The organism is Pleomorphomonas oryzae DSM 16300 (genome assembly GCF_000422965.1).
GTDB classification, from domain to species: Bacteria; Pseudomonadota; Alphaproteobacteria; order Rhizobiales; family Pleomorphomonadaceae; genus Pleomorphomonas; species Pleomorphomonas oryzae.
Genome location: NZ_AUHB01000020.1, coordinates 61222 through 74812, shown reverse-complemented (window position 1 = coordinate 74812; position 13591 = coordinate 61222). Strand labels below are relative to the sequence as shown.

Below are 13591 nucleotides of genomic sequence, written 5' to 3'. Positions count from 1 at the left end.
GGCATCACCATAACCCGCGTGATGACCGACAACGGATCCTGCTACAAATCCAAAGACTTCGCAAAGGCTTGCAAGGATCTCGGCCTGAAACACATCCGAACGAAGCCCTATACGCCGAAGACCAACGGTAAGGCTGAGCGGTTCATCCAGACCGCTCTGCGTGAATGGGCATACGCACGCGCCTATCCAACCTCAGATCACCGCAAAGCCCACTTGCCAGAGTGGACCCACATGTACAATTGGCACAGACCACACGGTAGCCTTGACGCCAAAACCCCTATCAGTCGCCTCAACCTAACCAGCGACAACCTCTTGAGGCTTCACACCTAGAGCACCCGCCGATCAGGTTGAATCAACCTGATCGAAAAGCGGCTGCTCCAGCAAATGATCTGGAGCATTCGCTAGACGACCAAATGTTTCAATTTGGTCGGCGAATGCTCTAGAACGGCAAGCGTTCTGGCTAAAGCAGATCGTCGCTGGCGGCCATCCAGGTTCGAATGGCCGCCATTGACAGGGCGCGAGTTCCGACAGCCGTCGACATGCCGGCGATCTTCGCGCGAGCGTTGGGCAACGCCGGTTACGAGGCGTTGGCTTTCCGAAGGTCCAGGCGGAACTGCGCCGGGCCGATCTCCTCGAACAGCACGGTATCGCCGACTGCGGCGCCGGTGCGCTCGAAGAAGCTCTTCACGAAATTCGGCTCACGAAAAAACTTGCGTGGACGACCGTGCTGCGATTTTGGAATCTCGGCCGTGACCTTGAGGCCCTTGTATTCGAGGCGGATCGCCCGTGGCGGCTTGGCCGGCACACCTTCCACAGCCTCCGTCAGGCGCCCGAGAACGGCCGTGATGTAGATGTGGGAATTCTTGAGGTTCCCCTCGGTCAGCTGGCTCTCATAGACGGGCATGCTCTGTCTTCCTGTCTCTCGCCGGTTCGTCGCTCGGCCGCCGTGACATCAGTTCGCCCAGGAAAACCTGGGCAAGCGTGACATTGATCGGAGCAGCCGGAACCGCTTAGTAGCACATCGCAGCCGGATAACGGGATCGAGCGAGAAATTTCGCCGAGTACCTCGAGGAGCCGAGGCGGTCCTGAAAGCCGCGGCCTCCACCTGACGCTGCTTCCGAGGGCCTCTCGCCCGGAGCGATCCTCCCGCTCCGGGCGTCTTTGTTCAAACGAGGCGGTGCTCTGCCTAAGGCAAGGGGATGCCGGTCAGGGCGTCTCCGCCGGCACGGCCTCCGCCGGGGCCTCCTGGAACGACTTGGACCAGTCGAAGACGGCCTGTTGCTGCTCGCGCATGAAGGCTGCATCGTCTGCGAACACGTAGCCGAGATCGGCCGCCGCCGTCACAAAGCCCTTCAGCGCCGACGCATCCATGTCGCCGGTCCTGAGCTTCTGCTGGTTGACGACGATGGCGCTGAGAAGCGGCCAGCCCTTGCGATGCGAGAATTCCACCAGACTGTTGAGATGGCCCATCATGGCGGCTCGCTTGTTGGTCCAGTCGACACCGCTTTCCTCGGCAAGTTGCGCGTAGGAAAGATAAACGTCGGCGCGTGCCGCCTTCAGCACGGCGCGCAGCGTCTTGTCGAACTCGAGGCCGCGCCCCTTGCGGCGGCTCATCTCCTCAAGCGCCTGGAGATAATAGGCATCCGACGTCAGCGCCTTGCGGCGATAGTTGTCGATGATGTTCTGGAGCTCACTGTCCGTCCAATCTGTGACCGGCTTGGGCATCTTGTTCTCCATGGGTTACGAGGCGGCGGCCTTCCTGAGGCTCAGGCGGAACCGCGCCGGCTCGATTTCCTCGAACAGCACGGTATCACCGACGACGGCCCCGGTGCGCTCGAAAAAGCCCTCTACGAACTCCCGGGCGCGAATGAACTTGCGCGGCCGCCCGTGGCGGGACTTGGGAATGTCGGCGTCGACCTTGAGGTTCTCGAACTGGAGACGAACCGCCCGTGGCGGCTTGGCCGGCACGCCCTCCACCTCCGGCATCAGATGCGCGAGGATCGCCGTGATGTAGATATGCGAATTCTTGAGGTTCCCCTCGGTCAACTGGCTCTCAAAAACGGCCATTCCAATCTCTTCCTGGCTCTCGCCGGCTTGAGCGCCACGCCCATTCGGCGCGGATGCGATCGAGCAGGAGGCTGGCGGGTTCGTCGTTCGGAAGCTGGAAAGCGCGCCAGGAAAGCCGAGGCGAGCACGCCATGGCTGGAGCGACCGGAGGGACATTGTAACACGTGAGGCCCGGGGAGCGAGGGGACGCGGGAAATATCGCTCGGCCGTATAAGGATGGCCTATCGTGCCTTACCCGTTCACCCAGCCGCACGCTTCGGCTCATACTTCAGGATCAGCGCCGGCCACTTTTCCGCCGCTGCCATCCCCCACTGACGACCGGCGTAGTCCATTATCAAGTTAGCCGCGATGCCTAGCGTTGCAGATGGATATAGTCTCTAATACGGGTAAGCTGTTCAGCGATGTAGTCATCGATTGAGTCGTATACGCCATACTCACACGGAAGTGCTACTATTGTAGCGCCATTCCAAATCGAGGTTTTTATCCTTTTTTCTATCTCCGCGTATATCTTCTTGTCGTAGCTATTGTCACCAGAAATAGTATATCTATTGTTATCAGTCATAAATAATGCATGTTCTCCCGCGTTACGAATTTTCTTAGTTATTTTCTTGATCTTCGCGTAATTTTCATCAATAATAAAAACAGATATTTTTTGATTATCTTCCAGCTTTCGCATGCTGGGTAATTTCAAAATATCGTCAATAATAATATCCATTTTAGAGTAAATTAGAGATTCTCCATTTTTTAACTTTATGATCCCCAAATCAGTCATCCCGATTATCTTCGCCGTAAAAATAGTCTGACTGATTCTTGTGACATCCGCCAGATAATCAGGCATCGACAGATCGCCGCACGCCGCGTGACCGATAGCCATCGCAGGACTGATTTTTAAAGCAAGCCAAAATACCAGAAAAACCGGGTAGAAGCCGCTCTTGAGCTTAAGACTCCCGACGTCCATTCGTTTGCATTGATGCGACACGTGCCCCCCAATGATCTTGCCTCGACACCCAGCCACAGATCTATCCCTCGAAGATCCACGAGGCACGTCCGTCACGGGGTAGACCCAGCAATTGGCATTCCTGAGGCAGTCTTCGGAAGCTAAACTTTCTGTCTCTATCACCCCGCCGCCCGCTTCGGCTCGTAGTTCAATATCGGCGCCAGCCAGCGCTCGGCGGTCTTCATGTCCCAGCTCTTGCGGGCGGCGTAGTCGGCCACCTGGTCGGCGTCGATCTTGCCGACGCCGAAATACTGGCTGTCGGGGTGGCTGAAGTAGAGGCCGGAGACGGCGGCGCCGGGCCACATGGCGTAGCTCTCGGTGAGCTGGATGCCGGCAGCCTCGGTGGCGTTCAAGAGCGTGAACAGCGTGCCCTTCTCGGTATGGTCGGGCTGGGCCGGGTAGCCGGGGGCCGGCCGGATGCCGCGATACTTCTCGGCGATGATCTCGTCGGTGCTCAGCGCCTCGTCCGGCGCATAGCCCCAGAACTGACGGCGGACCAGAGCGTGCATGCGCTCGGCGAATGCCTCGGCCAGGCGGTCGGCCAGCGATTGCGACAGGATCTTGGAATAGTCGTCGTTGGCGCGGGCGAAGCGCTCGGCCACCGCGTCCTCGCCGAAGCCGGTGCTGACGGCAAAGCCGCCGATATAGTCGGCAAGGCCGGTTTCCTTGGGCGCCACGAAGTCGGTGATCGAGAAGTTGGCCCGCGTGTTGCCGCGCGCCATCTGCTGGCGGAGACCATGGAAGACGGCAAGCCGCTCCTTGCGGCCGTCGTCGGTGTAGAGCTCGATGTCGTCGCCGATAGCATAGGCCGGCCAGAAGCCGATGACGGCGCGCGCCGTCAGCCACTTCTCCTCGACCATCTGCTTCAGCATGGCCTGGGCGTCTTCATAGAGTGGCCGCGCCGCCTCGCCGTAGGTGGCATCGTCGAGGATCTGCGGGAAATGGCCGCGCATCTCCCAGGTGGAGAAGAACGGCGTCCAGTCGATATAGGGCACGAGGTCGGCGAGGTCGTGGCTCTCGAACACCTTGGTGCCCAGGAAGGTCGGCTTGGGCGGCGTATAGCCAGTCCATTCCGGCACGAAGCGATTGGCGCGGGCATCGGCGATGGTCAGCCGCCGCTTTTCCTCGCGGCCGCGCGCATGCTCCTCGGCGATGCGGGCATATTCCGTCCGGAGATCGTCGATGTAGACCACCTTGCGGTCGGAGAGCAGCGACGACGCCACGCCGACAGCACGGCTGGCGTCGGTGACGTAGACCGCCTGCCCCCTGTTATAGTTGGGATGGATCTTGACGGCGGTATGGATGCGGCTGGTGGTGGCGCCGCCGATCATCAGCGGCAGCTCGAAGCCCTGGCGCTCCATCTCGGCGGCCACGTGGCACATCTCGTCGAGCGACGGGGTGATCAGGCCAGAGAGGCCGATGATGTCGGCATTGATCTCGCGCGCCGTATCGAGGATCTTCTGCGCCGGCACCATGACGCCGAGGTCGACGACCTTGAAGTTGTTGCAAGCCAGCACGACGCCGACGATGTTCTTGCCGATGTCGTGCACATCGCCCTTCACCGTCGCCATCAGGATGGTGCCGGCCGAAGAGTCCTCGGTGATCCCCAGCTCTTCCTTTTCCTTCTCCATGAAGGGCATCAGCCAGGCCACCGCCTGCTTCATGACGCGGGCCGATTTGACCACCTGCGGCAGGAACATCTTGCCGGCGCCGAACAGGTCGCCGACCACGTTCATACCGGCCATCAGCGGCCCCTCGATAACGTGCAGCGGACGCTCGGCCTTGAGGCGCGCCTCCTCGGTATCCTCGACGATGAAGTCGGTGATGCCGTGGACCAGCGCGTGTTCCAGCCGCTTCTCCACCGGCAGCTCGCGCCAGGCAAGGTCGACCACCCGCTCCTTGGCGCCGGTGCCGGCATAGCGCGCCGCCGCGTCGACCAGGCGCTCGGTGGCGTCCGGCCGGCGGTTGAGCACCACATCCTCGCAGAGCTCACGCAGCTCCGGATTGAGCTCGTCATAGACGCCGAGCTGGCCGGCGTTGACGATGCCGAAATCCATGCCGGCGGCGATGGCATGGCAGAGGAACACGGTGTGCATCGCCTCGCGCACCGGCTCGTTGCCGCGGAATGAGAAGCTGAGGTTGGAAACGCCGCCCGACACGTGGGCGCTGGGCAGGTTCTGGCGGATCCAGCGCGTCGCCTCGATGAAGTCGACGCCGTAGTTGTTGTGCTCTTCGATGCCGGTGGCGACCGCGAAGATGTTGGGATCGAAGATGATATCCTCGGGCGGCACGCCCACCTGTTCGGTCAAGATCTTGTAGCAGCGGGCGCAGATGTCGATCTTGCGCTGGTAGGTGTCGGCCTGCCCGGTCTCGTCGAAGGCCATCACCACCATGGCGTGGCCATAGCGGCGCACCAGCTTGGCATGGTGGATGAAGGCTTCCTCGCCTTCCTTCAGCGAGATCGAGTTGACGATGCCCTTGCCCTGCAGGCACTTGAGGCCGGCCTCGATCACCGTCCACTTCGACGAGTCCACCATCACCGGCACGCGGGCGATATCCGGCTCGGCCGCCATCAGGTTGAGGAAGGTGACCATGGCCGCTTCGCTGTCCAAGAGGCCTTCGTCCATGTTGACGTCGATGACGGTCGCCCCGCCTTCCACCTGGTCGCGCGCCACCGCCAGCGCCGCCGGATAGTCGCCCTCGCGGATCAGCTTGCGGAAGCGCGCGGACCCCGTGACGTTGGTCCGTTCGCCGACCATGACGAAGCTGGCGGATGAGGCGGAAGTATCGGTCATGGCAAGGATTATCCCGGGAGGCAGGTCACGCTGACAGCAATAGGCGGTTCGGTGGGGGCCGGCTAGGCCCCGATCACCGTCGGCTCGAGGCCGGAGAGGCGCAGGCGCGGCGCGATCTTCGGCGGCACGCGTGGCGGCAGGCCCTTCACCGCCTCGGCAATCGCCTTGATATGCGGCGGCGTGGTGCCGCAGCAGCCGCCGACAATGTTGACGAGGCCGGAGCGGGCGAACTCGCCGACCAGTTCGGCCATCGCCGCGGGGCTCTCGTCATATTCGCCGAACTCGTTGGGCAAGCCGGCGTTGGGATAGGCGCAGATCAGCGTATCGGACACGCGCGAGAGATCGGCGATATGGGCGCGCATCTCGCGGGCACCCAGCGCACAGTTGAGGCCGATGGACAGGAGGCCGGCGTGGCGCACCGAATACCAGAAGGCCTCAGCCGTCTGGCCCGACAGCGTGCGCCCCGAGAGGTCGGTGATGGTGCCGGACACCGAGATCGGCAGCCGCACGCCCTTTTCCTCGAACACTTCCTCGGTGGCGAACAGCGCCGCCTTGGCATTCAGCGTGTCGAACACCGTCTCGATCATGATGATGTCGGCGCCGCCGTCGATCTGGCCGCGCACCGCCTCGGCATAGGCGCGGCGCAGCTCGTCGAAGGTGATCGCCCGGAAGCCGGGGTTATTGACGTCGGGCGAGATCGACGCGGTGCGGTTGGTCGGCCCGAGAGCGCCGGCGACGAAGCGCGGCTTCAACGGATCCTTGGCCGTATAGGCGTCGGCCGCCTTGCGGGCGATCTTGGCGGATTCGAGGTTCAGCTCGTAGGCGAGCTCTTCCATGCCGTAGTCGGCCTGGGCGACGAAGGTCGAGGAGAAGGTGTTGGTCTCCAGGATGTCGGCGCCGGCCTCGAGATACTGGCTGTGGATGTCGAAGATCACGTCGGGCCGGGTGATCGACAACAGGTCGTTGTTGCCCTTGAGATCCTTGTGCCAGTCCTTGAACCGCTCGCCGCGGAAGTCGGCTTCCGTCAGCTTGCAGCGCTGGATCATGGTGCCCATGGCGCCGTCGATCACCAGAATGCGTTTGGATGCCAGCTCGCGCAGGCGGCGTTCGGTCGGAGAGATCTCGGTCATGGCGTGTCTCCTTGGTGATCAGCGTGATCAGGCGGGAACGGCGACGGCGGGTTCGGTCTTGGCCCTGAGACCCATCATGTGGCAGATGGCGTAGACGAGGTCGGCGCGGTTCATGGTGTAGAAATGGAAGTTACGGAAGCCGCGATCGATCAGGTCCATCACCTGCTCGGCGCAGACGGCAGCCGCCACCAATTGGCGTGTCGCGGGGTCGTTTTCCAGCCCGTCGAACCGCTGGGCCAGCCAGGCCGGCACCGACGCCCCGGCTTTCTTGGCGAAGGCGGCCGACTGCTCGAAGTTCACCACCGGTACGATGCCCGGCACGATCGGCACGTCGATGCCGGCGGCACGCACCCGGTCGACATAGCGCTCGAACTTGTCGTTGTCGAAGAAGAACTGGCTGATGGCGCGGGTCGCCCCGGCCTCCACCTTGCGCTTCAGAATGGCGATGTCGGTGGCGACGTCGGGGCTTTCGGGGTGCTGCTCGGGATAGGCCGACACGGAAATCTCGAAGTCGCCGATCGCCTTGATGCCGGCGATCAGGTCGGGGGTCGAGGCATAGCCCTCGGGGTGCGGCTGGTAGCGGGTACCGAGGCCGCCGGCGGGATCGCCACGCAGCGCCACGATGTGGCGGACACCCGCGTCATAATAGCCGCGCACCACGTCATCGATCTCGGCGCGGCTGGCGCCGACGCAGGTGAGATGGGCGGCCGGCTTCAGGTTCGTCTCGCGGACGATGCGGGCGACGGTGGCATGCGTGCGCTCGCGCGTCGAGCCGCCGGCGCCATAGGTCACCGACACGAAGCGGGGCCCAAGCGGCGCCAGGCGGGTGATCGCCGCCCACAGCGCCTCCTCCATCTTCTCCGTCTTGGGCGGGAAGAACTCGAAGGAAACGCCGAGGTCGAGGGCGCCGATATTGTGACTGAACCGCATGGTGAGGATCCCGAAAAGTCGTGTCGTGTCAGGCGATGCGCTGCATCTCATTGGCGATGTCGACGCGCCGGTCGGCGGCGAGGAACAGCGACACCGTGAGGCCGTCCGCCGTCTCCGGTGGCAGGTCGCGCACCGTATCGAAGGCAAGGCCGGCCGCCTCGATCCAGCCGCGCATCTGCTCGTGGCTGAAGCCGAGCCGGCGATGGGCATGATCGGCGCGCAGGAACTCGTGGTCGTGCGGCGCGAAATCGACGATCAGCAAACGGCCGCCGGGGGCGAGCGCGGAGGCCGCCTCGCGCAGCGCCCGCGCCGGATCGTCGAGATAATGCAGCACCTGATGGATCACCACCAGATCGAAGCCGGCGCCCACCGACAGCGCCGTCACGTCGCCCTGGCGGACATGGGCATTGTCGATGCCGGCGGCCGCCAGATTGGCGCGCGCGACAGAGAGCATGTCGTGGCTCATGTCGAGACCGATGGCGCGGCTGTAGCGATCGGCGAGCAGCGTCAGCATGCGGCCGGTGCCGGTGCCGACGTCCAGCATGTTGTGAATGGGCCGATCGCCGACGGCGGCGCGGATCGCCGCTTCCACATCACGCTCGGCAACGTGCAGCGTGCGCAAGCGATCCCAGCTGGCAGCGTTCCTGGCAAAATAGCGCTGCGCCTCGGCGGCATGCGCGCCCTTGATGGCATCGAGCCGGCGCCGGTCAGATTCCACGGCCGGATCGGCCGGATCGATGGCGGCAAGCAGAGTGCGCGTCAGCGCCGCCGCCGGCCCCTCGTCGACCAGCCGATAATAGGCCCAGGCGCCTTCCGGCAGCCGCTCGACGAGACCGGCCTCGGTGAGAAGCTTCAAATGGCGCGACACGCGCGGCTGGCTCTGGGCCAGCACTTCGGTGAGATCCTTGACGGTGGCCTCGCCGAGCGACAGCAAGGCCAGAAGCCGCAGCCGCGTCGGCTCGCCGGCGCTCCGCAGCACCGACACCACATCATCAAAGGAAGCCTGGGGAGACCCGGCCAAGCGAACGATAGACATAAAGATATGTTTATGTCGAACAGCAGACAGTTGCAAGAGCCATGGTAGCGGAAGCCCGTATCAAGGCACCGCCGCGCGGGACAGCCCTGACGGTCTCAAACAGCCTCCCCCCGACAAGAGGGGATGCGTCCACCTTCAGACCTTCTTCTTGCTGAAGGCCGCGAAGTATTCGTCCGCCATCTTTCGCAACGAGCGCCCGATCGCGGCGTATTCATATTCGTTGAGATTGGCGAGCGACGCCCGTCCGGACGGGTGCTGCGTGCCGAAGCCGCGCCCCGGCAAGAGTACGATGCCCGTCTCATCGGCGATCCGGAACAGAAGTTCGTTGGCCGAGAACTCCTTTTCGACCCAGGCGGCGAATTCGGCGCCGTAGAGTTTGTGCGAAATCTTCTCGAGATCGAGAAGTGTGTAGTAGTCGACCGAATTGTCGTCGTCGGGCGCATCAATGCCCAGTTCGGCGTAGAGCGCGGCCTGACGGCGGCGAATGACGTGCTTCAGCGTTGCCTTGTAGCCGCCATGCTCGTCCATCAGCGCAAACAGCGAGAACAGCACCATCTGCACCTGCTGCGGGGTCGACAGCCCGGCGGTGTGGTTCAGCGCCACCGTGCGGCTGTCGGCGACCAGACGGTCGATGAACTTCAACTTCGAGACGTCGGTGACGATCGACGCGTAGCGCCGCTCCAGCAGAGCTTTGGCATCCCCCGGCAACTTCGCCAGCGCGGCATCGAGCACGCTGTCCTGATGAAGCGCCACCGCCCCAAGCCGCCACCCCGTCGCGCCAAAATACTTGGAGTAGGAGTACACCAGGATAGTGTTCTGCGGGCAGACGGCGAACAGGGACCGGAAATCATCGGCAAAGGTCCCGTAGACGTCGTCGGTCAGGATGATCAAATCCGGCCGATCGTTCCTCACGATGTCGGCGATCTTGGTGAGGCTGCGTTCGTCGAGCTTCACCGACGGCGGATTGCTCGGGTTGATGCAGAAGAAGATCTTGATCGCCGGATCCTTCAGCTTCTCCAATTCGGCGTCCGGATACTGCCAGCCGGCCTCCGGGTCGGCATTGATCGCCACCTCGGTCAGCCCATAGGCATCGAGCTCGGGAATCTCGAGATAGGGCGTGAACACCGGCATGCCGATCGCCACCTTGTCTCCCCGCTTGACGAGCTGGTTCTCCTTCAGCGTATCGAAGATGTAGGTCATCGCGGCGGTTCCGCCCTCGACGGCGAACACGTCCACGTCCAGGGCTGAAACGCGCCCGCCGACCATTTCCTTCATCAGATAATGACGGACGATCTGCTCGCTGATGCGCAGCATGCGTGGCGGAACGGGATAATTGCAGCCGAGGATACCCTCGACCATCTCATGCAGAAAATCAGAGGCGGAAAGCCCCAGTTGGTCGCGAACAAAGCTCAGGGCGCGCCGCAGGAAGTCAACGCCTTCCTGCCCGTAGTTATCGGCGGTGAAGCGCTCGAAGCGCCCTTCGATGCCGTCGATCCGTGGCAGTCCACCGATCCCTTGCTGCATGTAGGAGAAGGAAAGTTCCGATTCCGCCACGGCGAACAGGCCGAGCCGGAAGAAGCCGCGACGAGGCAGCGTTGCCAGGAAGTTGGGATTGCCGCGCCCGGCATTCAGCATCGTCATGTCGGCCTTGCTGGAAGCCAACTTGATGAGCTCGTCCTTCAGCTCGAAAGGGCTCAGTTTGGCGAACTGGCTGTAATTGGTCATTTCAATTCCTCGGATCTGGCCAGCGCAAATCCGGCAAGAGCGGATGCGGCTTTGCGTCAGAATTTTCAAGAAGACAAAGACAGAGCGTTTCCGGCGAACAGCTTTTCACCGGCCTAGACGAACGCGACGACCAGCGGACCAAGCAGTGTCAGGAACACGTTCGCCAGCGCGTAGGTGATGGCGAAGGGTGCCGTGGGGATCGCGTTCCCAGCCTTGTCCAGGACTTCGCCAAAGGCAGGATTGGCACTGCGCGAACCGGCCAGCGCACCGGCAAACACCGCCACATTGTCGTAGCGCAGCACGTAGCGACCGACGAGCATGGTGATCAGCAGCAGCACAACGGTCACCACAACACCGATCAGGAAGATCGAAATACCGCTGTGCAGGATCGTCTGAATGGCCTGCTGTCCCGATTGAAGCCCGACCACCGCCACGAAACCGGCCAGACCGAGATCGCGCAGCAGCGTCGAGGCGGCCGTCGGCATGTTGCCCATCGTCATGTGCCGGCTGCGATACCAGCCGAAGGCCAGGCCTGAGAGCAGCGCGCCACCGCCGGCGCCCAGCGTCAGCGGGATGGAGCCTATCCGAAGGACCAGCAGCCCGATGAGCAGTCCGGCAACCAGACCGACGCCATGGAACACGAAATCGGTCTTGTCGCTGGGAACGATGGCCGGCCCGACATGGCTGGCAAGCCGCTGCAGATCCTCCTGCACGCCATGAACGGTGACGACGTCGCCCGCGTTGATGACTGTATCATTGGCAAGATCGACCTTGGCACCGCCGCGCGTGACAGCCAGCACGTAGATGCCGTGACGCAGATTGCTGCTTTCGGCGATAATCTGTCCGACCGTATGCCCCACGAACTCCTTACCGGTGATGGCGAGGTCGCGAGTCGTCACGACCAGTTCCATACCCTCGGCGCCGGGCGACTCCGGGCCCAACCTGTCTTCGAGGCCCACGACGCCCAGCCGGCGACCGACGATCAGGACAAGATCGCCGGATTGAAGTTTCAGCCCCGGCTCCACGCCGATGATCTTGCCGCCGCGCTTGATCCGCTCAATGGTGATGGTGCCGCCGGAAGCAGAAGCCTCGATGGTGGAAACCGTTTGTCCGGACGCGACTTGAATTTGGTAGACGCGGCCGACGAGATCCGGCAGGGCCGGCTCCTCCCCCGCTCCATACACATGGGCGCCCTTCAGCATTTCCGCTTCGGCTTTCACCGCGTCGTCTCGAATGCCGCGCCCCATGAACCAGGGCAGGACGTTGACGCAGACGATGATGGCGCCGAACGAGCCGAATATGTAGGTGACGGCATATCCGATCGCCACATTCGCTTGCAGCTTCTGAGCTTCGTCGGCCCCCAAGCCCAGCTTTTCAATGGCCGAGCTGGCGGTGCCGATGATCGCCGATTGCGTCAGCCCGCCGGCTGCGATACCCGCCGCAATGCCCTTGTCCAGGCCGAACAGCTTGGCGAACAAGATCACGGTCGCCAGCCCACTGATCGCCAGCACGACGGCCATGATGATCTCGCGGATGGATTGCCGCCCCAGCGAGCGCAAGAACTGCGGTCCGCTCTCGAAGCCGACGGCATAGATGAACAGCGCAAACAGAACGGCCTTGACGCCGTTGTCGATATGCACGCCGAACTGGCTTATCAGCACGGCCGCCAACAGCGAACCAGCGACGCCTCCCAGCTGAAACTTGCCGAACTTGAATTTCCCGATCCAGTAGCCGATAGCCAGCGCCAGGAAGAGAGCAGTTTCCGGCGATTGCCGGAAAATATCGGCGACGAAGGTCATGTTGCCTCGCTTATTGTTTGGATCGGCGGCGTCATTGTCTCCTGGCCCTCGGACGGCCAGGCTCCGATATTGCTGTGTTAACAATTTGAAAAGTTTATAGTTCCCGCAGTAGTAGTACCTACATCGCGGTATTAATCTTGTGATTGTCGACCGGTCAGTCGATCGACATGGTGACCAACAGTTGAATCGGTCCAGCGAGTCAGACTTGACGAGTTCGGACCGCCTGAGCGGCAGTCCCCGCGCGTAATGCCCACCGCCTCTCAACGAGCGACCGTGCCCGCCCGCGAGAACATCTGTCAGATCAGGACGGTTGCTTCAAAGTCTCACGGGTCGGCGGACGCCTGGCCTACGGGAACACTGTCCAACGATCGGCAATCAGCCCACACTTCGCGGATTTCACCCGCTGGCACCACGCGAATGTGATTGCCGCATCATGGGCCGACCAGCCCGTGACTGGCACGACCGAGGAAGTTCGATAGGGACGCCGCGAGGTACTATCTCGGGCGACGATCGGACTGCGGGTTCCCGAGGATATCGCCGTCGTCGGCTTCGACCACGCCGATCTGGCATCCTCTCCGGCCGATGAGCTCACTACCTACGAGCAGCCGCTCGAGTTGATGGTGCGCAAGGCAGCCGACATGATTTTGGGCCGGCTCGACAAGACCACCATCCATCTGCCCGGAAAGTTCGTGCCAAGGAAGTCGGCGTAAGCCGCACCTTGGGCCTTCTTGCAGGCCGGTCACCGGAATCCGGCCCGAGACAAGGACCGCCATACGCCTGCTCGGCCAGCCATATGTCCGCTGCGGACGATTGAAAGTTGGTGGGCCCGGCAGGACTCGAACCTGCAACCAGACCGTTATGAGCGGCCGGCTCTAACCATTGAGCTACAGGCCCTTCCGAACCGAAACGCAACCGATGGCCCCTTGAGCCATCGCCCGCCCCGGTTCAGGGCGCCTGTTTCTGCCATCCCCCATCAACGGAATCAAGGCGCTTCATCGGGTCAACGGCTATTCGTGGCGGAGGCGTCGAAGACCAAGCCATCCTGTGGGCGCCCGCGTTTTTCCATTGTTTCAGGAAATATTTGTATTTAGAAATCAACGAACAATCTGTGG

At 62.5% G+C, this 13591-nt stretch carries 10 protein-coding genes, 1 tRNA gene and 1 pseudogene; 2 read left to right on the top strand and 10 right to left on the bottom strand.

All coding sequences use genetic code 11. The features are described from left to right. Positions 1-330 (top strand): integrase core domain-containing protein (locus G522_RS0122910; RefSeq protein ID WP_156887032.1); only part of this gene is annotated, 330 nt, incomplete at its 5' end. Positions 331-577: 247 nt separating this feature from the next. On the opposite strand, the gene G522_RS0122900 is transcribed toward G522_RS0122910, so the two are convergent. The 9 genes and pseudogenes from G522_RS0122900 to aspT all read right to left on the bottom strand — a co-directional run bounded on the left by G522_RS0122900 (position 578) and on the right by aspT (position 12479). After that, positions 578-904: a hypothetical protein gene (locus G522_RS0122900; RefSeq protein ID WP_026793019.1), complete on the bottom strand. Its 327-nt coding sequence runs from the start codon at positions 902-904 to the stop codon at positions 578-580. Between the two features lie 302 nt (positions 905-1206). Continuing rightward, on the bottom strand, positions 1207-1725 hold the full coding sequence (locus G522_RS28355; protein WP_156887031.1) for a hypothetical protein: 519 nt from the start codon (positions 1723-1725) through the stop codon (positions 1207-1209). 15 nt (positions 1726-1740) lie between these two features. Continuing rightward, positions 1741-2067, bottom strand: a complete 327-nt coding sequence (locus tag G522_RS0122890; RefSeq protein ID WP_026793018.1) for a hypothetical protein — start codon at positions 2065-2067, stop codon at positions 1741-1743. A 352-nt stretch (positions 2068-2419) separates the two neighbouring features. Then, positions 2420-3046 (bottom strand): hypothetical protein, encoded by a 627-nt coding sequence (locus G522_RS0122885; RefSeq protein ID WP_156887030.1) that lies wholly within the window; start codon positions 3044-3046, stop codon positions 2420-2422. A gap of 137 nt (positions 3047-3183) precedes the next feature. Next, positions 3184-6989 (bottom strand): annotated as a pseudogene (metH, locus tag G522_RS0122880) (methionine synthase). 27 nt (positions 6990-7016) lie between these two features. Then, positions 7017-7919: a methylenetetrahydrofolate reductase [NAD(P)H] gene (metF, locus tag G522_RS0122870; RefSeq protein ID WP_026793014.1), complete on the bottom strand. Its 903-nt coding sequence runs from the start codon at positions 7917-7919 to the stop codon at positions 7017-7019. A gap of 28 nt (positions 7920-7947) precedes the next feature. Continuing rightward, a complete protein-coding gene (locus G522_RS0122865) occupies positions 7948-8955 on the bottom strand; it encodes an ArsR/SmtB family transcription factor (protein WP_051229130.1) in 1008 nt (335 codons plus the stop codon). Between the two features lie 135 nt (positions 8956-9090). Further along, entirely contained in the window at positions 9091-10680 is a 1590-nt protein-coding gene (locus tag G522_RS0122860) for a bifunctional aspartate transaminase/aspartate 4-decarboxylase (RefSeq protein WP_026793012.1), read from the bottom strand. A gap of 113 nt (positions 10681-10793) precedes the next feature. Next, positions 10794-12479 carry an aspartate-alanine antiporter gene (aspT, locus tag G522_RS0122855; RefSeq protein WP_026793011.1) on the bottom strand — a complete coding sequence of 562 codons (1686 nt, stop codon included), beginning with the start codon at positions 12477-12479 and terminating at the stop codon, positions 10794-10796. Positions 12480-12988: 509 nt separating this feature from the next. Here aspT and G522_RS29755 point away from each other — a divergent pair. Continuing rightward, the gene (locus G522_RS29755; RefSeq protein WP_084633361.1) at positions 12989-13189 is read left to right on the top strand and encodes a substrate-binding domain-containing protein; all 201 of its coding nucleotides are present in this window, start codon (positions 12989-12991) and stop codon (positions 13187-13189) included. 108 nt (positions 13190-13297) lie between these two features. On the opposite strand, the gene G522_RS0122845 is transcribed toward G522_RS29755, so the two are convergent. Continuing rightward, positions 13298-13373: transfer RNA gene (locus tag G522_RS0122845), tRNA-Ile, on the bottom strand. Positions 13374-13591: the final 218 nt, after the last annotated feature.

Excerpts from the sequence above, each read along its gene's own strand:
- aspT (WP_026793011.1), bottom strand. The coding sequence starts at position 12,479 with ATGACCTTCGTCGCCGATATTTTCCGGCAATCGCCGGAAACTGCTCTC.
- G522_RS0122865 (WP_051229130.1), bottom strand. The coding sequence starts at position 8,955 with ATGTCTATCGTTCGCTTGGCCGGGTCTCCCCAGGCTTCCTTTGATGAT.
- G522_RS0122890 (WP_026793018.1), bottom strand. The coding sequence starts at position 2,067 with ATGGCCGTTTTTGAGAGCCAGTTGACCGAGGGGAACCTCAAGAATTCG.
- G522_RS0122860 (WP_026793012.1), bottom strand. The coding sequence starts at position 10,680 with ATGACCAATTACAGCCAGTTCGCCAAACTGAGCCCTTTCGAGCTGAAG.
- G522_RS0122900 (WP_026793019.1), bottom strand. The coding sequence starts at position 904 with ATGCCCGTCTATGAGAGCCAGCTGACCGAGGGGAACCTCAAGAATTCC.
- metF (WP_026793014.1), bottom strand. The coding sequence starts at position 7,919 with ATGCGGTTCAGTCACAATATCGGCGCCCTCGACCTCGGCGTTTCCTTC.
- G522_RS28355 (WP_156887031.1), bottom strand. The coding sequence starts at position 1,725 with ATGCCCAAGCCGGTCACAGATTGGACGGACAGTGAGCTCCAGAACATC.